Source organism: Alicyclobacillus herbarius DSM 13609 (assembly GCF_000430585.1).
Taxonomy (GTDB): domain Bacteria; phylum Bacillota; class Bacilli; order Alicyclobacillales; family Alicyclobacillaceae; genus Alicyclobacillus_G; species Alicyclobacillus_G herbarius.
Genome location: NZ_AUMH01000001.1, coordinates 64,499 through 84,290 on the forward strand (window position 1 = coordinate 64,499; position 19,792 = coordinate 84,290).

Sequence of the window (19,792 nt, forward strand, 5' to 3'; positions counted from 1 at the left end):
ATGACAGGCTGCATCGTATACTGTCATTCGTAATCTTTGGCTTCGTCCACTGGCCACAACCGCAGATTTGGAACCCTCCTTCACTTAAAGGGTTAGGACCTCGAAGGACTAACTTTCCCCCGTGGTGAATGGTCAGGGCTCCACATGCCGTTACAGGCATGGCATTTGCGCTAAAAGGGGGATTTTTTTATGGACACTTTTGGGCGTCATGTGATTGCGGAACTGTGGGGATGTAATCCCGAAAGTCTCAATGATCTGCAAAGCATTGAACGTATCATGGTCAATGCGGCGCTGGAAGCGGGCGCGGAAGTCCGGGAAGTGGCATTTCATAAGTTTGCGCCGCAGGGTGTCAGTGGGGTGGTTATTATTTCGGAATCCCACTTGACCATCCACAGTTTTCCTGAACATGGTTATGCAAGCATTGACGTGTACACGTGTGGGGACCGGATTGATCCGAACGTCGCTTGCGACTATATCACCGAGGCGTTGGGGGCCACCAAGTGCGACGCGATTGAGGTTCCACGCGGCATTGGGCCCATTGCGTTGGATGATGTGAAGGTGCGCGCGGTTTCCGTATAACCGGCACCGGTTCATGGGACCCACCCGTAATCCCATATACGAACGAATTGGTTCACCATCCATAAGACTGTGCCTCGAGAGTCGCGCCGGTGGCGCGACTTTTCCTTTTGCTTACTGGCGCGTCCAGAGGCGCACGTTCCACCTAGCGTCCAGACGTGTAGGCCAATATCTCCTTACCGACGTCACTACGGAATCGAAGCCCCATCCGAACTTTCCGCACGAATGGGGCAATCGGCCCTTCAATCGCCGGAAAACACCCGCTGATGGTGCGTCGGCAGCGGTTTATCCAACAGCAGTTTGCCGTTGCCCGCGTCGACAATGACTAAGTACCGCTCTTCATCATCCTGAGCGATGCCCGTGTAGACCAAATCTGTCCGGATGTTGCGCAACTGGACATCCTCGACCTTCATGCCTGGGTGGGCTTGGGAGATCGCCTTCTCGGCCTGAGCGGCTGTAACCTTCGCGTATTTTTGCAGCTTTTGTGTGTACGCATTGCGACTGGCCATGTACGCTTCACGGAGCACCTGCCGACTGACTCGGACACTGGACCGAAGCTGCCACGCGTGGGTCCCATCTGTCGGTTCGACAAATGGGTGACCGGTGACAGCGCGGACTGTTCCATGATAATGGGTTGAAGGGACATGTCGCCAAAGGCCATCCCCTGCCCATGCTACAGGAATTACACTACCCATCATCAGGCATACACTCGTTGCAAGCAGCCACTTTCTCATCGTCCACTCCTCCTCGCTGGATACAGTGTCAGGGTGTCCTGATGTATTCCAAAATATGTATATCTACGATCCGCTTGACGCAGCCATGAAGGCACGCTATAATATCAAATGTCCGGTTCACGAGGGAAGGAAAACCCCTGAATCTCGAGAAACGGAAACTGAAGAGTGAGGGACCGTAGCTCAATGGGAGAGCACTGCGCTGGCAGCGCAGGGGTTGTGGGTTCGAGTCCCATCGGTTCCACCACACAAGACCTGCAGAAGAGGCGGGTCTTTTTTCGTTTTCCCGGGAAGGTGTTTGACGATTTGTGGAGAACGGTATGAACGTGGTCGACCTGGATTGATTTGGTCACCCTATTCTTGTAGACTCTTTTGGGTCCGAAACATTCAATGATTGAAGGAGGCCTTTCCATGGGATTGACTACGCGATGGGTACGTTACGGCCAAGACAAGCGGTATTCGGGGTACTTGGCTGTCCCAGTCTATGCCCAGACACCTCTGCCGGCGGTCATCGTCTTTCAAGAGGTCTGGGGTGTGGATGGGCATATTGAGGACGTGACCGAACGGTTTGCCCGAGCTGGTTATGTGGCCTTCGCTCCAGATTTATACGCGGTGAACGGTGAGCGGAGGGAAGCCGTGCGCCGTGAACGTGTGGAAGCCGTAAAGTCATTCCTGGAAAAGCTGCCGCCCACGGCCTGGGGAAACCCGGAGGAACGCGACGCTGAACTGGCGAAGCTACCCGAGGATGAGGGCAAGCGCGTGATGGAGACGATGACGACGCTGTTTGGCGGTTTGGATGTCGAAAACTATACGGAACAGCTGCTGGCTACCGCCTCTTTCCTGCGCAACGAATGCGAGTTGAGCAAAGGCCAAGGTGTAGTTGCCGTGGGTTATTGCATGGGCGGCGCCCTGGCTGCCCACCTGGCCAGTCTGGATGCTGAGCTCAAAGGGGCAGTCATGTACTACGGGCGGTCTCCGAAAGAGGAGCGCATCGCTTCCATACAATGCCCCGTGCGTGCTTTTTACGGGGAGTTGGACGTACAGCTGACGGCCACCGCGCCGGGCCTGGCCGAGGCCATGAAAAAGGCAGGCAAGGATTTTGATTACAAGGTCTATCCGGGTGCTCACCATGCGTTCTTCAACGATACACGCCGCTCCTATAACGTTGCCGCGAGCCGTGACGCGTTCGCTCGCACCCTGAACTACTTCAATGAGTGGCTGAGTTAAACCGCTGAGTGATACGTGTGCTCTGTTCACCTGTTGTCTCTTACTCAAAGGGGCTGTCCCCATTACCGGTTACAGGGTGATGGGGGCAGCCCCTTTGACTGTTTCCCCCTCCCCAGCAGGTGCCTGGACGTTCGCCAATTCGCGCGCTTGCTGGTCCATTGTCTTGTACCGACTCCCGTACCCGCCAATACACTAGGGCAGACCTCGAAAGGAGGGGTAGGGATGGCAGACACCATTGGACCATGGATAGACCGAGGTTATCCAGATCCGGATATGACGGTTCCTCCAGAAGTGCTGAAGGCCGCCGAGAAGGTCATCGCTCGGTATGATATGCGGGTGAAAGACATGACGTTAATCACGGCCAAATCCGATAAAGGGGGGGCCATTTGGAAACTCCAAACGGATAAAGGGCCGCGCAGTCTAAAACTGTTGCACCGCAATCCTGAGCGGAGTCGGTTTGCAGTGGCCGCTCAGGACTATCTGGTGCATCGCAAGGCTCGCGTGCCCACCTTGATTAAGTCCCGTATGGGGCGGTTGTACAGTAAATCAGGCGGGAAATTGTGGATTGTAACGGAATGGATTGAACCCCTCCAACCGGTTTCCAAGGTGGATTTGGCGGGTGCTCAAGCACTCTGTTACGGACTGGGTGAGTTTCACCGTCGTTCCCAAGGATATGTTGCGCCCCGTCGGGCCGTGCATGCTTCCCGTTTATATCGGTGGGAGCAGACGTACCACAAAATGGCGGTGAAAATCGGCTGGTTTCGCGTTTTGGCTCAGGTGTACAAGGATGTGCCCGGGAGCGAGGCGCTGTTGTCGGCGGTTGATAAATATGAAGCCCAGGCCGTAGAAGCTTATAAGCGTTTGCAAGCCTCCCCATACCGCAAACTGATTCGGCGTGGAGAACCCGCCTGGGGACTGGCTCACCAGGACTATGGTTGGTCGAACGGCCAGATGGGGCCAGAGGGGCTGTGGATCATTGACCTGGATGGCGTCGCTTACGACTTGCCGATTCGCGACTTGCGCAAGCTGATCAGCTCAACTATGGAGGATGCTGGGAATTGGAACGTCGATTGGATTCAGGGCATGATCAAAGCCTATCGCGAGGCGAACCCGGTGGAACCCGACGTCCTCAAAGTGCTCTGGGTGGACTTTTCACTCCCGAATGAATTCTACAAAAATGTGAAAGAGATGGTTTTTCGTCCCGCTGAATTTATGCAGACCGAATTGGCGCCTGTGCTGGCGCAGGTCGAAAAATCCGAGGCAAGCAAATGGCAGGCCCTCAAAGAGCTGCAGAAGTGGCTGGGGGTGTCCGAGTCATGAAGGTATTGCTTATTGTCACAGAAAAACTGCCGGTACCAGCGGTCCGCGGTGGCGCCATTCAAACGTACATTGATGGCGTGCTTCCGTATCTAGCCAATCGTCACGAAGTCACGGTGTTAGGGGTCGAAGACCCAGACTTACCCCCGAGCGAAACCATTGGGCCCGTTCGCTATGTGCGGGTTCCTGGGAAAATCTACGATGTCTATCAGAAACACGTATTGAATTTCTTGCGTGCATCGGGTCAACAGTACGACCTTATCCATATTTTTAACCGTCCGCGGCTCGTACCACGGGTGCGTCAGGAGGCGCCCAATGCGCGCATCGTCCTGAGTATGCACAACGACATGTTTCTGCCCGGCAAAATCACTAAGAAGGAAGCCTTAGCAGCCATCGAGGCGTGTGAACGGATTGTGACCATCAGTGATTATGTCGGTCGTCGGATTGCCGAGGACTATCCGCAGGCCGCTCATCAGTTGCGCACGATTTATTCTGGAGTCGACGTGAATCGCTACAACCCGCGCAAGAATCTAGAAGAAGTCGAACAGATAAGGCATGAACTGAAGTCCAAATTTCACATTGAGGACCGGAACGTGGTCTTGTTTGTGGGTCGCCTCTCACCCAAAAAGGGCGCAGACATCTTGGTGCGCTCGATGTGGTATCTGGCAAAGCACCACCCAAAGACGGCGCTCGTCCTCGTTGGCGGGAAATGGTACAGCGACAACGAGATCAGTGACTATATCGCCTATGTGCGAGCCCTCGCAGAGCGCTGTCCAATCCCGGTGGTCACCACCGGATTCGTGGCTCCCTCTGAGGTTCATCATTGGTTTTGGGTCGGAGACGTGTTTGTTTGCCCTTCCCAGTGGGAGGAACCGTTGGCCCGCGTGCACTACGAAGCGATGGCGGCGCGGCTGCCTATCGTCACAACCGCGCGCGGCGGCAACCCGGAAGTGATTGTACCTGGGGAGAACGGATACGTGGTCTCGCAGCCGGATGATCCACGGGAAATGGCCAAAACCGTCGGCAAGCTTCTGGGGGACAGTCAGTTACGCAGGGTCATGGGCAGACAGGGACGCCGCTTGGCCAAAGAGCGTTACCGCTGGCGTCGTGTGGCCGATGACCTTTTGGGCGTCTGGGAGGCCGGACGATGAGCGTAGCGGTTGTCACTGGATGCGCTGGCTTTATCGGATCGCACTTGTGTGAACGATTACTTGACATGGGGTACGAAGTCGTCGGCATCGACGCGTTCACCGGTAATTACGAGCGTTGGATTAAGCAAAGAAACCTGGCGCATGTCGCCGCGCATCCGGGTTTTACCTTGATTGAACAGAACCTCCGAACGCTCGACTGGGATCCATTCATCCGTCGGGCGGACGTTGTTTTTCATCAGGCGGCCTTGCCTGGCGTGCGCACCAGTTGGGGGCGGTCCTTCGCAGATTATGTAAAGGACAACGTTCTGGTCACCCAGCTTTTGCTAGATGCCGTTAAGAACATCGCCCCTGCCTTGCGGCCTTCTATCGTCTACGCGTCTTCTTCATCGGTCTACGGCGAAATGTCCGGGCCACTCGGCGAAGGAGCGCCGACGCGTCCGCTTTCGCCCTATGGGGTGACGAAATTGGCTGCTGAGCACTTGTGCCGCGTGTATGCCTCTGCGTTCGCGGTACCGGTGGTTTCGCTTCGCTATTTCACGGTTTTTGGTCCCAGGCAGCGGCCCGATATGGCGATACACCGCTTTATTTTATCCGTTTTGTTGCAGAGGCCTTTAACCATCTACGGGGATGGACAACAGATGCGGGATTTTACGTTTGTTTCTGATGTCATTGACGCCAACTTGGCCGCCGTCGAGGCTGGCCAGCCGGGCGATGTCTTCAACATAGGCGGTGGAAACCGGGCCAGCGTGAATGATGTCATCGCATGCATCGAGGACTGTTGCTCGCTGACGGCTGCACGGACCTATTTACCATCCCAACCAGGTGACCCTGCACACACCTTCGCAGACATTGGCACGGCCGGAAGGGTTTTGAAGTACCATCCCCGCGTCACGCTGGCTGAAGGGATTGCCCGCCAAGTTGCGGACCTGCGGCGATTATACGGGCTCTAGGATTGCAATTTGGCAGCATACAGGGGTGTCGATGGTGAACATTGTCGTTGTGGGAACAGGTTATGTGGGGCTATGTACGGGGGTCGCGTTGGCCGCAAATGGGCATCGGGTGGCCTGTGTCGATATCGATGAGGGAAAAATCCGTCAACTCCAGGCGGGCAAGGTACCGATTTATGAAGAGGGTTTGGCATCTCGCGTGCAGCAGTACCGGCAGACGGGTCACTTATGGTTTACGACGGATCTCCGGGCGGCCATGACGGATAATACAGTGGTGTTTGTTACCGTTGGGACCCCTTCTGCGGCGGACGGAGGGTGTGACCTGTCTGCCGTCCGCGCTGTTGCTGAGGGGCTCGGACGGGGCATGCACGGGTACACCGTGGTTGTCATCAAGAGCACCGTGCCGGTCGGTACCGCTGAACGGGTGGAACAATGGATTCGCGGGCAACTGAAACAGCGCAAGGTGGGAATCCCGTTCGATGTCGTTTCCAACCCCGAGTTTCTGCGCGAAGGGCAGGCCCTTAGGGACGCACTGCAGCCTGAGCGCATCGTCGTTGGCTGCCGTTCGCCACGTGCCCTGGCATTCATGCGTCAGGTGTATCAGGGAATGTCCGCACCGTGGCTCGTGACCACCTCACGCAATGCCGAGATGATTAAATATGCCAGCAATGCCTTTTTAGCCTGTAAGGTCTCCTTTATCAATGAACTTGCCCGTTTGTGTACGGAGTTGGGTGCCGATATAGCGGAGGTGGCGCATGGCATGGGACTCGATCCGCGCATTGGACCCCACTTTCTCAAGGCGGGCATCGGCTATGGCGGGTCGTGTTTTCCGAAGGATGTGCGAGCGTTGCTGCACACTGCGCGCGAGTACGGGGTAGAGCTCTCCATTATCGAACGCGTGCAGGCGGTCAATGACACGCAGGTCGATTGGTTTTATCACCTGGTCGAAACGCGTCTTGGCGGGTTATCCGGAAAGCAGATAGGAATCCTAGGCCTGACGTTTAAACCGCATACGGATGATTTACGTGAAGCCCCGTCCTTGCGCTTGATTCCCTTGCTGCTCTCAAAAGGGGTTACGGTGGTGGCGTACGACCCGATGGGGGCGGAACGTGTACAAAAAATCTATCCAGACATCAAGGTAGCCACATCGGTCGAGCAAGCTGCGGCCGGATCGAATGCCCTTATCCTGGTGACGGAATGGCCGCAACTTCTCCGTGCCGATTGGCAAAAAGTCAGACATCAGATGCGCGGGAATTGGCTGTTTGATGCGCGTAACGCCTTGGACCGGACGCATGTGGAAAAGGTCGGGCTTCGATATGTTGGGATTAGTCACGGCGATGACCGAGGCCTTTGGGCTGCCGACGTCTGAGCCGCCAAGAGGAGGTGGGGATGGGTGAAGACGTTGATTTTTATTGGCTGCAACAAGCATGGGTCCAGTCGGGATGCCATCGCGGCGGCGAAACAGCTTGGACTGCATACAGTGTTGCTGACGGATCGCCCCAGCTTCCTCCGAAACCGTGAGTCTTTTTCGTACGTAGATGACATGGTATGGGCGAATTTACAAGACACGGAACACGTAGAACATGAAATTCGGGAACGGATGCAGCGTCGCGACGTATGTGCTATTATCAGCTTCACCGATGCGCATGTGTTGACGGCGGCGCGGCTCGCGCAAAAGTTCAATCTGCCACATCAGACGGTGAATGCGATTGCACGGATGCAAGATAAGCTGACCTTGCGTGAATGTCTCCGGGAGTCCCCCTATTCCATCCCGTTTCAACGGGTTTCGGCCGACTCGAAACGCATCGAACTTTGGCTTGAGCTACCAGTGGTAGTGAAGTCGCCACGCTCGACCGGATCGAAAGACGTATTTTTTGCATCCAGTTCCGCGGAATTTGAGCACTACGCGACCCGCTTGCGGAACCGCTATCCAGGTTACGACCTGTTGGTGGAAAGTTACGTCTCTGGGCCGCAATTCTTGGCAGAGGTTTTGGTGCATGAGGGTCAGGCGCGCGTCGTCGCGATTGTCGAACAAGTCATCACGTTCGGCGAACGCTTTATTGTTACCGGATACTGTATCCGACCGTACGTCGATTCGGAATTGAGGCAGGCGGTGGAGGACATGGTTGCCGATATTCGGGAGCGGACAGGGATGGAAACGGGGGCTTTTCACGTCGAGTTTCGCTGGAGCCATCATAAGTGCCGTATCATTGAAGTGAATCCGCGCATCTCGGGAGCCGCCATGAACCGTCTGATTGAGTATACTACGGGAATCAACTTGGCCAAGGAGACGATCCGTTCGCTCTGCGGGGAAGAACCCGACTTGACGCCACAAAGTCGATATGTCGGCTACGCCCGCTACCTTACGGTTGATGAACCGGGGTACTTGGAAAAAGTCACGGGCCGTCATCGTGCCCGAAAAATACGGGGCATTCGGGAGGTGTTTGTACAACCCCATAAAAACGCGTATCTGATGCCTCCTTTGTCGATGGGTAAGCGGTACGCGTACGTCATTGCTGTAGCGAAGGATGAGGAAGAGGCAAAGTCTGCGGCGGAAAAGGCCGCATCTTGCATTCGCTTCCACCTTCGTTCAACACAGTCTGAGCTCAAAAATCGGGAATCGAAACGAGGCAAGTATAAGGTAAGGGGGAAGGCCAAGGGATAACCGCAATTCGCGGGAATTTTGCGGACCGACCTAGGAATATTGACAAAGAAAGAGAAACACCCTCAAAACCTCGGGTGTTTCTCTCACGGACAAGTGGAGGCGCCAGCCGGATTCGAACCGGCGATGAAGGTTTTGCAGACCTCTGCCTTACCACTTGGCTATGGCGCCATTTTGGAGCGGAAGACGGGATTCGAACCCGCGACCCTCGCCTTGGCAAGGCGATGCTCTACCCCTGAGCCACTTCCGCATGTCGAATAAATCTATGGTGGCTCGGGACGGAATCGAACCGCCGACACGAGGATTTTCAGTCCTCTGCTCTACCGACTGAGCTACCGAGCCAATGAAGTCGAACACCGATAACTATAGCGGATGTCATCGTACCTGTCAAGCCATTACGGCAACGGACCATACAAAAGGCCGTCCATGACCCGAACCGGGCTCGGGTTTTGGACAGCCTTAGGGAAGACGTAGGAAGCCCTGGCATATACAAAATCTTCCATGCGCGGCTCTCGTGACCATGGGTTCATCATTCCATCATTCAATGTCCATTTCGGTCACGGTACGCCCAGAGGTAAACTCGTCACTCGTCCCGGACGTATAGGCGTCACGCAACTGTTGCTGAATCACAGCGAGCCCGTCGTCCAGATGTAGCAGGCCGTTGTACTCAGGAACCGTGTCGCGAACATCGAACGGAGTGCGGTTTGTCTCTGGCAACGGGCGGTCGTTGCATGCCATTTCATATCCCTGCCTTTCATGGGACGTTCGGTCGACTTCGTTAGTATCCCCATGGCCCTTCTCTTCATGCACAGGCCATTGCTGTTAAAGAAAAAAGCCCACGGAAAACCCGCGGGTATCAGGGAAAAGGGTAGTTTAGGGGATAGGGCAAGGGGGGTATCCCCGCCCGCAACAAGGATCATAACCCGCAATGCTTGAAAGAACGTCGAACGGGTCTGCCATCGGTTTGTCATGGATGTTTCCTCAAGTGGGCGCGATGCTACATAGGTAGTTGGTCCAATCTCATGCTCGGTGCATGGCATAGGATGGACGAGAAGGGGGTGAAACTCCATGCACAGGCATTCTCATCGGCATCGGAGACGGATTGTTATTCACCTGGATCCTGGGCAGAGGGCTCTGATTATCGCTAGGCGGCGTAGAAGACACCATCGCCATCGTCGTCACTGTCGGTAAATGTATCACAAACGCACTGCTTCCTGATTCGCCCGCCTAAGCGGGCGGTCTCTTGACGAGGCATCGGACAAGCCGTTGGAACCGATCGATCACGCTAATCACTTTGTCAATCTTTGCGGCTTATGCGATGATAACATCGGTGTATGCTATCATAGCCCGCGACGAGGAGAGATGGCGTTGATTCGGGTCCTTTTTGTTTGTCTAGGGAATATTTGCAGGTCACCGATGGCAGAGGCGGTATTTCGACAGATGCTAAAGGAGGCAGGATGGGCAGATAAGGTGATGGTCGACTCGGCCGGAATTGGCGGTTGGCATGTCGGTGAACGGCCTCATCATGGAACCCTCGCTGTGTTGGAACGGGAGCGGATTCCCTCGGAAGGGTTGAGAGCGCGTCAGATTCACCGCACCGATTTGGAGACGTTTGATTACATTGTGGCCATGGACGATGAGAACCTGGCCGGGATACGGCGCATCAGTCGACAGCCAAGGGCGCGCGTGCTGCGTTTGCTGGACTTGGTTGAAGACGTATCCGACAAAAATGTTCCCGATCCGTATTACACGGGGAATTTTGACGAGGTGTACGCATTAGTGCAGAAAGGCTGTGCACGACTGCTGGAGCTATTGGCCCAAGAACATGGGTGGATCCAGTCCAATCGGAAAGCGCATGGACAAGGTTGAGGAGGACGACCTGTGATCCGGGATGTGGACGAAGCAACGTTGAATTTCCTGCTTGGCAGTGCCGGGGAAGGGGTGGTTCTGTTTTTACATACCCCATTGTGCGGAACCTGCCAGTTGGAGCGGAAAATGGTGAATATCGCTTGCGAGGCTCTGCCAAACAAACCGACGGTTTACGGCTGCAACCTGAATTTGATCCCCCATCTGGCGCAAGCTTGGCAGGTTACAAGTGTTCCCTGTCTGCTCTTTTGGTCACATGGAAAGCCTGAGGATAGGGTATACGCCTTTCATTCGGTGATGTGGGTTGTAGAGAATCTCCACCGGTGGTTGCTCGGGTCAGAACTCACATTTTCCACGACGGAAAAATAACAGTCTCCCCCGAATACTTGAATATTGGCCATGACCGCTATCCATGTAATCATTTGGGTAACTGTTTAGGAAATATGAAACTGGGGGAGAAACGTGCGATCCGATTTCCTAATGTTATCTCCTCATGCCATTTCAAAACGATATTCCTTAAGTTCCCTGCATACGGTCGTCCGTTAATAAACATTTCTTTGCCGTTAACGATTAGGGACAAATGCGCGTGAATATGGAACTTGTTCATCTTGGTGCTATGTCAATAGACTGGACACAATAAATCGTAAATAATTCGGACGCCTGATATAGATTCTTTTTGCTGATAAACTCGCTTGTTTTTCTTTTAATTGGTAATATCTGTGTTCCGATCACGCAGTACGCCGATTAGTGTGTAGCTCGTTTTAGATTTGCCGACCAACGCGGTGATCGTTTATGCAGTGCTGTTGCATTATCATACAATTCCCGTACATGACGTGCCATTCGGTGCGTCATTTACTGTGTCAGCTCACCGTCATTTCAGGGTTTTCAACTTCAAATTCGACGACACAGGGACAAATGTCGGTTACTGTATGTCTGTCTTGGACGTATCTAATAAAAGGTCACAAAAAGGGAGGGACGGTCTGTGTACGATGGATACGGAGTGTTCGGTGGGTATACTCGTTGGGCTGTTGTATTCCTAATTATCTTCGTATTGTTCATTCTGCTGGTTCCATATGCAATGACAACCTGTACTACGGCCTATTGATTATAAGAGGGAGGCGTCAATCATGCACCCGCTATATCCGGTTGCACGCCAGTTAGTGGGACGCCCCGTGATTGCCCATCACGTAAGTGGGCGTAAGTACCCAGGTATTTTACAGTCCGTTACACCGAATGGAGTTTATCTGCTTTCGGCGCCCGTGGTAGCCAGCGGGACCGCAGAGACACGGAAGTCGTTAGCGGAACTTGCCATTGCGGTCCAACAGCCAGTCGACACGACTCCTATTTATTCCCCGGCAGGCTATTTTGGCTTCGGTGCACTCACTGGGTTCACGCTAGGGGCACTTGCGGGACGCTACTGGTGGTAATGCCATAAGCCACAGACGGACAAGGATTTTCGACTTTTCGGATCTACACTTTATCTTATTCGGAATTGTTAGGTAAACGCGGTATATCAGAACGCCACGTTTTTTGTATTTCTAAGTTGCGGAAAACAAGTAGTGTTTTTACTGAACTTTGGGTGCGCGCTATCCCTGCGAAAATACCGGGAAAACCGGCGCTATACCGGGGGCAAGCCAGGCTACACCCTCAGGAGGCCGAACATGCCCAAACGAGCGCCGTTCTACAGCGTCAGCGGGGTACTCGCGTAGGACGGCGCAAGACCCTGCGTCCATCGTTACGAAAGGGACAAGAGGAAGCCGAGCCGCGTGTGTACCGGCGAAGGCCATGGAACGTGTGAAGAATCTGGAAGGGCAGCACGGAAGAATCCTCCGGTGTAGAGGGAGAGGCATGCAGTGACAGTTATGCTTGAAACCAGGAAGACCCTACCCCGCACGGCGGGAGCCGTAAACGGTGACCCTATAAACCTCGGCTTCGACAGTTACACCTCTATCATAGGCTCATGCCAAGAACCCGGATTGCGCAATGGCGCGGATTTCGGGTCCTTTTATATGGACATACAATCGAAAAGTTGTAGGCATGCGACGCCGTGGTGCGGACCCTGCAAGATGATGTCTCCGGTGCTGGAAGCCTTCGAGCCTAAGTATGGGAACACGCTGAAGGTGGCGAAGATCAACGTGGATGAGAATCCACAAACCACCGAAAGCTTTGCCGTGATGGCCATCCCGACCCTCGTCCTGTTCCGCGATGGAGTGGTCGTGGACCAAGTCACCGGCTACCGCTCCAAAGACCAGCTGAAGGCCTGGGTCAGGGCCGTACAAACCTGTGAGGCCAGCCTGGACTCACAGCCGTCTCATATATCCATGGTCGAAGCCGGCGTATACGCCCCAACCTGAGGCTGCCCCAAAACCCATCATAAGATGGGGAAGGGGACAGCCTCTTTGCTGGTCATCTGTCGAGTCGGTTCATACTCCACTGACAACGCTCCACATGCGCATTTGGTGCCACGGATGTTGCGGATCGATTCGTTGTGACACAATCCAATTTACAGCATGCGTTCTCTGCGCCGGAGTTAGTCGCACGTTCAACGCACTGCACAAGTGATCCACCAGTGCTCCGGCACCATCCGGTGTCGCTAAGTGATGGCGGCTGTAGGAACGAAGAATTCGATGTGTACGCCGCCAATACACTGGATTTGCGATTCTACTACGGAACGTATTCAGAAGCCTCGGATCTAGCATCTGTTTCACCCCCTTTCAGAGCAAAAAGAGAAGATGCTGACCGATAATGGTTCAGAGCAATGAGCGGCCACACTCTTGGATAAATGTGATAACGGATGTGAAGCGCCCCCGGAAATGCGGAACCTGTCGGCATTTCTTCATACCAGATTCCGTTATCGGCACTCCGCAGCAACCAGTTTGCAGCCCGGTCACAAGCACTTTGTAAGCGTTGTCGCTCTGTTCGACTCTCCTCAATCTCGAATAGATACAAAAGTGTATCCAGGCCCCATGCGGTTTGGGTTGGCAACCCTTCCGGCAGCGGTACAAACCGCCCCTGGAGATCGCTCTGGCAGGATTCACCGAAACTCCCGTCTGTATGCTGGATGCCGAGCAGCCATTCCTTCGCCTTTTGCATCGTTCGATCTCGGCTTGAAATCTCCGCGGCTACCAGTGCCTTCACGGCGCACCAGGTACCATAAATGTAGGTCGTGCCCCATCGACCAAACCACGAACCATCCGTCTCTTGATGCCTGCGTAGCCATTGAATGGCCCTCTCTATCTTTTCGCAGTTCAAAGACAAGACCCGGTAGCGAATCAGAAATTCTACCACCCTTCCGGTGATATCCGGCGTCGACGGATCGTACATGGTCCTTTTCATATCATTGGCGGGAATCCATTCAAGCCAGCGTTTATTACAGTCTTTCTCAAACGCCGACCATCCCCCATCCCGGTTCTGCATGCCGAGCAACCAATCAACGCCCTTCCACCAAGACTGTTCATATTCCGCTCGAAATGGGAACAGCGCTTCAAGGCAAGCCACTGTGTCATCGATATCGGGATGTGTGGTGTTATTACTTGAGAATGCCCAGCCGCCTGGTTGGCTCGGGTTCTTAATGACCCATTCACCAACTGTGTGATGTTGTTTTGAAATCAAGTATTTGGCAGCCTTCCGAATCGTCGAAGACTGCGGCGATCTCCCGCATATCTGTAATGACTTGACGGCCAAAGCCGTATTCCATACATGGGCATCACAGGTTTGTTGGTGACAATATCTCGTTTGCGGATCCGAATACAACGATTGCGCATGGCCTGTAGCATAGACTGAATTTCTGAGTGACTTATCTCATACCCAAGGCACACAAAGCAAAAATGACGAGAAAAGTGGATGAGTGATATCCTGCGGCCGTGCCGTCCTCTTCCCGTTTATCCATCATCCAATGTATACACCGAGAAAGCCGCCGAAGCATCGTCGACGATGGTTGCCGCCCGCCGTCGGCTTGGTTTCGAGACAGTGCAAATCGCCTTTGCCGGGGCGTCAGTAAGCCGTCAAGAACACGTGTAGTCGCACCTTTTGCCACATATCTGAAAGACGATAGTATAAGCATGGGCACAATATGCAGACGTGTGAACGTCACAACATCCCAGATGGAAATGGGAAACCAATCGGAGAATAAAAGCAGATACAGTCGTGGCGATGGTAGCCAGGACCAAGGAATTTCTCCACCTATGGCGAGAATCGTTTTGGTTAAGTTTCGACACCGTTTCATACCGCCACGTCGAAGGATAAACTCTTGTGCGAGACGTTGCTCTTCCGTGTGATTTCTCCACCATCCATACAATTGCAGCGCATAGTAGCACTCCACGCTGGTGGACAAATCCCCTCCATCCTCAGGATAGACACCCCACGATCCGTCTTGCCTCTGGGTGGATAGAATACGTGATAGGAGTGAAGAGGTCCACTCTGGATCGTCTACGCCCAATAGGTATAGACAAATTGCTGTTTGTGCATCTGGCATGGCCCCAGTGTCAAAGCAATCCGACCAAAAGCCGCCCGCATTTTGGCTCTCCATCAACCTTTTTGCAGCCAGATGAATTGTGAAATCGAGAGTACCTCTTTGTGTACCGATTACTGTCGAATTCATCTGCATGCCCTCATCCCTTACACGCGACCGTAGATTCACCGATACGTTCAAGTGTATTCTGGGACAAGGAGGCAGCTTGTCGGCGTTTAACCCAAAACCCAGCTTTCGGCAACCCACAGCATTCTGATGAAAGTCATCGGGCTAAAATTAGCAAAATTGAACCCGAATCAGGACCGCACGATTGTTGACATCGGTAACAATGCCCCGATGCGTTCCCCATTGGGTTTGGAAGTGTACCCATTTTCCCATGTTGTTGACGCAATCCAGTCGATTGCACACGGTCGCTCCCTCTCCTCCGAAAGAGAAACTTTCTGTTTGACTTTATCAAATCAAAACGGGACTGCACCTCCCATATCGATTAACGAAACGGGATGTGCAGTCGGTTGCGAACTTAATAGACAGGAGTTGTGGTGCAAGTAGTGGCCGTTCCATAAGGCACAAGCAAGATAAACAACACGAAAATGATCAAGAATACGACCGCCCAGCGGGTGAATCCTCCAAAAGCGCCACCGTCGTACATAGTTGGTTCACGTCCTTCCATCATTGAAAAGTGTTTACAGACCAGCAGATGGGTTAGTATCCAGCTGCGCCGCCGTAACCCGGAACGAGCAAAAAGAACAATACGAAGATAATCAGGAACACCACGGCCCAACGGGTGTAGCCACCAAAGACCCCGTACATTAAACTTCCCCCCCCTCCGTCGGTATTGACTTTCCGATGCCATTTAATGTTTTAGGGATTGTCCTGTTACAGGGTACATGTCCTAGAAAATTCGCCCCTTTTTCTCGACAAGTCACGGCGTTAGCGAATGAAAATACGGCTCAAGAGTCTATCCGAAGGAACCAAAAACGCCCGTTTTTGATACTACCCCTACTCACAGTTTTTTCCTACAAGAAACCCCGTCCTAACCAGTACCAGAACCCGTCCCTTTATCAACGTTTTTTTATCGACCATATTCACCTTTTTGGTACGATATTGACGGGGTGATGTTGTGATCTTTGGCTATGCACGCGTGTCCACCGAAGATCAGAACCTGGATCTGCAGATTGATGCATTTCAGCAATATGGAGCTGAGCGGATCTTTCAAGAGAAAATAAGCGGAGAACGACGTGATCGCCCACAACTGGATGAAATGCTCAAATACCTGCGTCCTGGAGATACGGTTGTCGTGTGGAAGCTCGACCGCATAGGGCGCAGTACGAAGCATCTGATTGATTTGATATCTGGGTTCGGGGAGAAAGACATCCACTTTGTGTCTCTGAAGGAGAGTATTGATACCTCGACGGCAACCGGAAAACTCGTGTTCACGATTTTCGCTGCCCTGGCCGAATTCGAGCGTGACATGATTCGAGAACGGACCAAGGCGGGATTAGCGAGCGCAAGAGCCCGGGGACGCAAGGGTGGCAGACCGCGAAAAGCTGAGGACAAAGTGAAATTGGCACTCAAAATGTACGACAGCAAACAGTACAGCATCACCGAGATCACGAAGGCCACAGGAGTGAGCAAGACCACGTTATACAGATATATCAAGAAACGCAGCAATGTTTAATAACCCTGCATACTTCGATACACTCTGCGCTAACACCGTGCCATACTCCAACCTGCGTAAGTCATCAGTACTGTCGCGATGGCTCTTAGGCTCTTAGGTGTGTATGGTTCTGCCTGTGGATCCTGCGATAACCTTGTTCTTGTGTTGTCCTATCATCTGAACCGAATGAAGATGAGTAAAGTTTTCGCATGCCCATAGTGTAGCTTAAATGGCCCCCTTTTGCTTGTTCAGTTTCCTGGGACCACTATAGTGAAAGCAGACTGATCCCGGATTGAATGATCAGCCTGCTCCAGACGGTGAAAAACGCTGTAATGATGCGGTTTGGTGCCGAGAGCGGGACTCGAACCCGCACGGGCTTTTGGCCCGGCAGATTTTAAGTCTGCTGCGTCTGCCGATTCCGCCATCCCGGCTCACAAATATTCCTGCTTAGTGTACCAGTCCCTGCACGAAAAAGTCAATCCGGTGATACGGCGAAAGCCGGTGACATTCTGGTTACGTAGGGAAAGTGGGTGATATTCCGGGGCTTCATGAAAGCCGCCGTCAAAGCGATTCCACGGTCTGCCCAGCGCGTTCTGTCAACGCTTTTACAGGACGGTTTTGGTCATCGACCAAGATGACCGTGGGTTGATGCTCCTTGACCTCTTGTTCGCTGTATACGCCATAGGAGATGATGATGACCAAATCGCCTTTTTGACCCAGCCGCGCTGCGGCTCCGTTTAACTCAATGCAGCCACTGCCTGCAGGACCGTAAATAACATAAGTTTCTAATCGGCTGCCGTTGTTGATATTGACCACTTGGACTCTTTCGTTTTCTAGTAGATCCGCCTGTTCGGCGAGTTGACGATCAATCGTAATGCTGCCTACATAGTTCAAGTTTGCTTCGGTAATGGTCGCGCGATGGATTTTGGACTTCATCAGCGTCCGAAACATGTTTTTGCCCCCTTCACCCAGTTGCGATTATACGAGACGCTGCGTCCAATGAAAAGAGAAAACGTATAGGAAAATCGGAACGGATTGCCGTGGATCTTGTAGTTGAATTCGGAAATGTGCCGGAAGCTCCCATTATCCACGTTCCCTCGCTCATATTCCGACGCTATTTTGCATGCTTCCTAGGGGGCGCCGATAACCAAACGGTGTGCGAGCCGTTGCGGTATACTTAAAGCTTGGGTACGAAGCTTACAACATACATAAAAGGGGGAACGGACGATGGGGAGTACGGTCAGCACAGAATTGGAAGTCCGTTGGGGGGAATGCGATCCGGCCGGGATCGTCTACCACCCGGCTTACATCGACTGGTTTTCCGTGGCTCGGATGCATTGGTTACGGGCGCACGGGGTGGGTTATATGGAGGCGTTTCATGATCAGGGGATTGTAGTGGTCGTGCTCGGGGTGCAATGCCAGTATCGGAAAACCTTGCGGGCTGAGGATAATGTACGAGTCGATGCGCAGTTGGTGTCCCTCACACGTACGCGTATGAAATTTGCGTACCAGGTTTGGAATGCCAAAGGTGAATTGTGTGCGGAAGGCTCCACCGAGCACGCCTACGTCGATGAACGCGGTCATGCGGTGAACATTGCCAAGCGGGCTCCTGAATTGTGGAAGCGGTTGGTCCGGTTGTACGAAGGAGATTGACACGCCCAAGTTATCATGGTATCATTCCATACGTGTCTGATACGCGGCTGTAGCTCAGAGGGAGAGCACCACCTTGACACGGTGGGGGCCACAGGTTCGATTCCTGTCAGCCGCACCACATATGGAATGAGAAAGGTGTCTGCCAGTTTGGTAGGCACCTTTTTGTCGCAGGAAAAACCGGGGGATGGATATCGAAAACACAGGTCGCCGGATGCCGTGTCTGTGACCTTCTCCCCCGCATAGGGTGTAAAACGGGCGGGGTTGTGCCGTTGTTCCCGCGTTTTTCGATCCCGACGGTTCAAGTCGACGCGGATTGTCGTCACGCAAACCCAGCAGGTATGCGTACACCGCAAACCAGGTATACATGCTGGCCGGTTTCTTCATACTGGTCAAATAGGATGCGAACCAGAAAGGCGGATGTCCGCATGCGCAGTGTACGCATTGAAGTCGAACTGGCGAAGCAAGCACTGTATCGGCGACTTGGGGATGCAGGGTGCGACATCCGGTGCGCGGAGGACGGCTCTTGTGTCTGGACGTTTGGCGCGGATGAGAATCTCTTGTCTGTGCTTTTGGCCTTCATTCTTTCGGACTGGCAATACGAGTATATTCAACAGCGATTGTCTATGACACACCCAGAACTGACTTCAGATCAGCGGGAGTATATTGGGTTGTTGACCATGCATTGCGCGCGTGGGCCGCGCCACTTTGAGGCGTTGGACACGCAGGCGACCATGACATCACCCGCCGAGCATCCGTACGCAGAGTTCGTGGCGCGCATACGGGGAGCACTGGAAGAGTTGGTTCCCGAGGAGATGCTCAACATCGAGGGATTGGTCCGATTTCGTGGCCGGTCTTATTTGATGTGGCTGCATGGGGTACTCGAGGAGCTCGTGGAGCAGGTCTTGACGGATCAGGAGTACGAAGAATTTGTGGCGATGCTCCGCTATGTACTCGATGTGCAACCCCTGTCCGAACAGCGTTTGCACGTGTTCTGTACGGATGAGAGGGTGTGGATTTGCGATGACAGCGGTGAGCTCGTGCGCGATCGCGAAGTGTCGTTGGCGGCGGAACTGGCTTGCCCTGGGGAAGACGTCAACGCCGAGGATTTGGCGATGAGCATCCTTATTACCCGTTCCCCACAGGAAATCGTCATCCATGACCTGAGCGTGAACGCACCTTGGCCGAGTTTTGCGGAAACCGTGGAACGGGTGTTTGTGGAGCGAGCGGTACGCTGCGGCGGCTGTCCCACCTGCCGGCGCCTGCGCGAATCCGGTGGTGTTGCGCCGCTGTAAGGGTACAAGCCTGAATCTGTGACAAAAAAACGACGGTATTCGACACGGTGACGTTCGCAGGGTTGACTTGTTCCGACAGCGGATTATAATGGACAACAAATTTACTTTCGGAAATGCGATGACGAAGGACACGCCGGCGGATGGAGCGTGTATCAGAGAGGATCGCGCCATAGGCTGCGAGCGCACCCACGAAAGTCCGCACGGATACCACCTTCCAGCAGGTGCCGGGGAGGCCAAAGGAA

19 protein-coding genes and 6 tRNA genes are annotated in these 19,792 nt (G+C 53.6%); 16 read left to right on the forward strand and 9 right to left on the reverse strand.

All coding sequences use genetic code 11. The annotated features are described in order from the left end of the window. The first annotated feature begins 189 nt into the window (after positions 1 to 189). A complete protein-coding gene (speD, locus tag H522_RS0100315) occupies positions 190 to 579 on the forward strand; it encodes an adenosylmethionine decarboxylase (protein WP_026960785.1) in 390 nt (129 codons plus the stop codon). Between the two features lie 239 nt (positions 580 to 818). Here speD and H522_RS16595 read toward each other — a convergent pair whose 3' ends face one another. Then, the gene (locus H522_RS16595; RefSeq protein WP_211230625.1) at positions 819 to 1,310 is read right to left on the reverse strand and encodes a PepSY domain-containing protein; all 492 of its coding nucleotides are present in this window, start codon (positions 1,308 to 1,310) and stop codon (positions 819 to 821) included. Between the two features lie 169 nt (positions 1,311 to 1,479). Between H522_RS16595 and H522_RS0100325 the strand changes: the two genes are divergently transcribed. The 7 genes from H522_RS0100325 (at position 1,480) to H522_RS16600 (ending at position 8,614) form a co-directional block, all read left to right on the forward strand. Continuing rightward, a tRNA-Ala gene (locus tag H522_RS0100325) sits at positions 1,480 to 1,554 on the forward strand. A 164-nt stretch (positions 1,555 to 1,718) separates the two neighbouring features. Beyond that, positions 1,719 to 2,534, forward strand: coding sequence for a dienelactone hydrolase family protein (locus H522_RS0100335; RefSeq protein ID WP_026960786.1), 816 nt, complete (start codon positions 1,719 to 1,721; stop codon positions 2,532 to 2,534). A gap of 222 nt (positions 2,535 to 2,756) precedes the next feature. Further along, positions 2,757 to 3,854, forward strand: a complete 1,098-nt coding sequence (locus H522_RS0100345; protein ID WP_026960787.1) for a CotS family spore coat protein — start codon at positions 2,757 to 2,759, stop codon at positions 3,852 to 3,854. Beyond that, positions 3,851 to 5,002, forward strand: a complete 1,152-nt coding sequence (locus H522_RS0100350) for a glycosyltransferase family 4 protein (protein ID WP_026960788.1) — start codon at positions 3,851 to 3,853, stop codon at positions 5,000 to 5,002. The genes H522_RS0100345 and H522_RS0100350 overlap by 4 nt, the downstream gene beginning before the upstream one ends. Next, entirely contained in the window at positions 4,999 to 5,952 is a 954-nt protein-coding gene (locus H522_RS0100355) for an NAD-dependent epimerase/dehydratase family protein (protein ID WP_026960789.1), read from the forward strand. Before H522_RS0100350 ends, H522_RS0100355 begins: the two co-directional genes overlap by 4 nt. A gap of 34 nt (positions 5,953 to 5,986) precedes the next feature. Then, the gene (locus H522_RS0100360) at positions 5,987 to 7,318 is read left to right on the forward strand and encodes a UDP-glucose dehydrogenase family protein (protein ID WP_026960790.1); all 1,332 of its coding nucleotides are present in this window, start codon (positions 5,987 to 5,989) and stop codon (positions 7,316 to 7,318) included. A 24-nt stretch (positions 7,319 to 7,342) separates the two neighbouring features. After that, positions 7,343 to 8,614 (forward strand): ATP-grasp domain-containing protein, encoded by a 1,272-nt coding sequence (locus H522_RS16600; RefSeq protein ID WP_051343538.1) that lies wholly within the window; start codon positions 7,343 to 7,345, stop codon positions 8,612 to 8,614. Positions 8,615 to 8,708: 94 nt separating this feature from the next. Here H522_RS16600 and H522_RS0100370 read toward each other — a convergent pair. The 4 genes from H522_RS0100370 to H522_RS0100390 form a co-directional block, all read right to left on the reverse strand. Next, a tRNA-Cys gene (locus H522_RS0100370) sits at positions 8,709 to 8,782 on the reverse strand. A gap of 4 nt (positions 8,783 to 8,786) precedes the next feature. Further along, positions 8,787 to 8,861 (reverse strand) — tRNA-Gly (locus tag H522_RS0100375). 16 nt (positions 8,862 to 8,877) lie between these two features. Further along, positions 8,878 to 8,953, reverse strand: a tRNA-Phe gene (locus H522_RS0100380). Positions 8,954 to 9,148: 195 nt separating this feature from the next. Continuing rightward, complete coding sequence (locus H522_RS0100390) at positions 9,149 to 9,349, reverse strand: YozQ family protein (RefSeq protein ID WP_026960791.1); 201 nt, start codon at positions 9,347 to 9,349, stop codon at positions 9,149 to 9,151. Between the two features lie 630 nt (positions 9,350 to 9,979). Between H522_RS0100390 and H522_RS16605 the strand changes: the two genes are divergently transcribed. The 4 genes from H522_RS16605 to H522_RS21690 all read left to right on the forward strand — a co-directional run bounded on the left by H522_RS16605 (position 9,980) and on the right by H522_RS21690 (position 12,831). Further along, on the forward strand, positions 9,980 to 10,480 hold the full coding sequence (locus H522_RS16605) for a low molecular weight protein-tyrosine-phosphatase (protein ID WP_051343623.1): 501 nt from the start codon (positions 9,980 to 9,982) through the stop codon (positions 10,478 to 10,480). Positions 10,481 to 10,492: 12 nt separating this feature from the next. After that, positions 10,493 to 10,846, forward strand: a complete 354-nt coding sequence (locus tag H522_RS16610) for a thioredoxin family protein (protein ID WP_051343539.1) — start codon at positions 10,493 to 10,495, stop codon at positions 10,844 to 10,846. 758 nt (positions 10,847 to 11,604) lie between these two features. Further along, positions 11,605 to 11,904, forward strand: coding sequence for a hypothetical protein (locus H522_RS16615; RefSeq protein WP_051343540.1), 300 nt, complete (start codon positions 11,605 to 11,607; stop codon positions 11,902 to 11,904). Positions 11,905 to 12,486: 582 nt separating this feature from the next. After that, positions 12,487 to 12,831: a thioredoxin family protein gene (locus H522_RS21690; protein WP_281173056.1), complete on the forward strand. Its 345-nt coding sequence runs from the start codon at positions 12,487 to 12,489 to the stop codon at positions 12,829 to 12,831. Between the two features lie 310 nt (positions 12,832 to 13,141). On the opposite strand, the gene H522_RS0100415 is transcribed toward H522_RS21690, so the two are convergent. Next, positions 13,142 to 14,230 carry a prenyltransferase/squalene oxidase repeat-containing protein gene (locus H522_RS0100415; RefSeq protein WP_081411727.1) on the reverse strand — a complete coding sequence of 363 codons (1,089 nt, stop codon included), beginning with the start codon at positions 14,228 to 14,230 and terminating at the stop codon, positions 13,142 to 13,144. Positions 14,231 to 14,273: 43 nt separating this feature from the next. Further along, positions 14,274 to 15,083, reverse strand: coding sequence for a hypothetical protein (locus H522_RS22430; RefSeq protein ID WP_081411728.1), 810 nt, complete (start codon positions 15,081 to 15,083; stop codon positions 14,274 to 14,276). Positions 15,084 to 16,068: 985 nt separating this feature from the next. Between H522_RS22430 and H522_RS0100435 the strand changes: the two genes are divergently transcribed. Further along, positions 16,069 to 16,626, forward strand: coding sequence for a recombinase family protein (locus tag H522_RS0100435; RefSeq protein ID WP_026960793.1), 558 nt, complete (start codon positions 16,069 to 16,071; stop codon positions 16,624 to 16,626). Positions 16,627 to 16,948: 322 nt separating this feature from the next. On the opposite strand, the gene H522_RS0100440 is transcribed toward H522_RS0100435, so the two are convergent. Next, positions 16,949 to 17,036, reverse strand: a tRNA-Leu gene (locus H522_RS0100440). A gap of 130 nt (positions 17,037 to 17,166) precedes the next feature. After that, a complete protein-coding gene (gene panD, locus H522_RS0100445) occupies positions 17,167 to 17,556 on the reverse strand; it encodes an aspartate 1-decarboxylase (RefSeq protein ID WP_026960794.1) in 390 nt (129 codons plus the stop codon). Positions 17,557 to 17,832: 276 nt separating this feature from the next. Between panD and H522_RS0100450 the strand changes: the two genes are divergently transcribed. From H522_RS0100450 to ytxC, 3 genes are all read left to right on the forward strand, one after another. After that, complete coding sequence (locus tag H522_RS0100450) at positions 17,833 to 18,258, forward strand: acyl-CoA thioesterase (protein WP_026960795.1); 426 nt, start codon at positions 17,833 to 17,835, stop codon at positions 18,256 to 18,258. A 43-nt stretch (positions 18,259 to 18,301) separates the two neighbouring features. Continuing rightward, positions 18,302 to 18,376: transfer RNA gene (locus H522_RS0100455), tRNA-Val, on the forward strand. A gap of 307 nt (positions 18,377 to 18,683) precedes the next feature. Next, the gene (gene ytxC, locus H522_RS20170; RefSeq protein WP_051343542.1) at positions 18,684 to 19,550 is read left to right on the forward strand and encodes a sporulation protein YtxC; all 867 of its coding nucleotides are present in this window, start codon (positions 18,684 to 18,686) and stop codon (positions 19,548 to 19,550) included. The last annotated feature ends 242 nt before the right edge of the window (positions 19,551 to 19,792 follow it).

Coding starts and splice junctions, on each gene's coding strand:
- speD (WP_026960785.1), top strand. CDS start 190: ATGGACACTTTTGGGCGTCATGTGATTGCGGAACTGTGGGGATGTAAT.
- H522_RS16595 (WP_211230625.1), bottom strand. CDS start 1,310: ATGAGAAAGTGGCTGCTTGCAACGAGTGTATGCCTGATGATGGGTAGT.
- H522_RS0100335 (WP_026960786.1), top strand. CDS start 1,719: ATGGGATTGACTACGCGATGGGTACGTTACGGCCAAGACAAGCGGTAT.
- H522_RS0100345 (WP_026960787.1), top strand. CDS start 2,757: ATGGCAGACACCATTGGACCATGGATAGACCGAGGTTATCCAGATCCG.
- H522_RS0100350 (WP_026960788.1), top strand. CDS start 3,851: ATGAAGGTATTGCTTATTGTCACAGAAAAACTGCCGGTACCAGCGGTC.
- H522_RS0100355 (WP_026960789.1), top strand. CDS start 4,999: ATGAGCGTAGCGGTTGTCACTGGATGCGCTGGCTTTATCGGATCGCAC.
- H522_RS0100390 (WP_026960791.1), bottom strand. CDS start 9,349: ATGGCATGCAACGACCGCCCGTTGCCAGAGACAAACCGCACTCCGTTC.
- H522_RS16615 (WP_051343540.1), top strand. CDS start 11,605: ATGCACCCGCTATATCCGGTTGCACGCCAGTTAGTGGGACGCCCCGTG.
- H522_RS21690 (WP_281173056.1), top strand. CDS start 12,487: ATGGACATACAATCGAAAAGTTGTAGGCATGCGACGCCGTGGTGCGGA.
- H522_RS22430 (WP_081411728.1), bottom strand. CDS start 15,083: ATGCAGATGAATTCGACAGTAATCGGTACACAAAGAGGTACTCTCGAT.
- panD (WP_026960794.1), bottom strand. CDS start 17,556: ATGTTTCGGACGCTGATGAAGTCCAAAATCCATCGCGCGACCATTACC.
- H522_RS0100450 (WP_026960795.1), top strand. CDS start 17,833: ATGGGGAGTACGGTCAGCACAGAATTGGAAGTCCGTTGGGGGGAATGC.
- ytxC (WP_051343542.1), top strand. CDS start 18,684: ATGCGCAGTGTACGCATTGAAGTCGAACTGGCGAAGCAAGCACTGTAT.